A 1,202-nucleotide genomic window follows, 5' to 3' on the forward strand; every position below is an offset into this window, starting at 1 on the left:
ACGTGCAATCAGTGCTTTTTGTGTCGGAATGTTCTCATGGATACGCACCATCAAGGAACGGAGGAGCGCTTGATAGTTCAATTTGACGGGTGGACCCACACGAGATTCTTTTTCGAATAGAGCTAATGCTTTTCCCCACTCAAGTGGGGAGAGAATTTCTTGGTATTTCTCCTGAACGTCAAGTTTTTCTAAAAAATCAATGTCAAATAAAGTGGATTGTTGTATAATGGACATAAGGAATCCCTCCTGGAGTACGTGTCTTAGTCGACAACCTAATTGTACCATATGGGGGGTTCCTTTTTTCTATGTTTTAAAAAAGTTGATTTATCAGGTGTTAAACACGACAAATAATTATGAAATTGGCTCAATTAGATAGAATAAGCATCTTTCCGAAATACAATCTTAGCGCTTGCAAAATCTTCAAATCCTAAAAGATTAGCTTTCTTTTCGCTCCTGTTACAAATGTTGAACACATTATTGCTTAAGTTACTCCATTTGTATTGTTCATTAATCACATTTACCATGTGGTAAACAATACAAAATACAACCGCTAATCTATTAGTTGCCCTTTTATCGCCTTTACCATCAGTTATATGAAATAAAATATTATTCCAGTTAGTCCTAACTATCGGTGTAGTTTTTAACTTGATATCAATAATATTTGAATTATGTGCACACAAATTTCTTATCAAATTTAAACACTTCAACCATGATATAAGTTCTTTTCTACTACACTTATAAAAAGAAGCTAATTCATTCTGGAGTTTCATATTCATTAACTCAACCATACTTACTAAATTTCCAAACATCAAAATGTCGATGGAAAGCCATACTGTAGGAAAGCCGTCTTCGTTTTTATTTTCCTTTGATTTTACATCAGAATAATTTGATTTGTGAATAGACTTTTTCAAATTTTTCTTAAAATCAATTTGCTTTGATTCAACACGGGCTCTAGAGTTTGCTTGCCTATTTACCCATTTTGAAAAGTCTAAATAACCGTACGGTCCGTAATGATTCCCCAAAATAAATGATATCTTAGTTTTTAAAGAAACTTCTATTTTTTCAATAGCATGAAGTAACCTGAACAATTCATACTTTTCGTTGAAACATGTGCCAACTGCCTAACGGCAGCTTAAATTTACTTTTTCATTTTCACCTGTTAAGTGATGAAAAAAGAACCCCATTCTGATATGGTAAAGGTG

General features: G+C 33.2%; 1 protein-coding gene and 1 pseudogene. Both read right to left on the bottom strand.

The annotated features are described in order from the left end of the window. Positions 1–234: pseudogene (locus tag ACYVLS_RS08945) on the bottom strand (transposase); the annotation flags it as partial. Positions 235–368: 134 nt separating this feature from the next. Next, the gene (locus tag ACYVLS_RS08950) at positions 369–1,088 is read right to left on the bottom strand and encodes an Abi family protein (protein ID WP_460323719.1); all 720 of its coding nucleotides are present in this window, start codon (positions 1,086–1,088) and stop codon (positions 369–371) included. Between the last annotated feature and the right edge of the window lie 114 nt (positions 1,089–1,202).

Source organism: Alkalibacterium psychrotolerans (genome assembly GCF_054784355.1).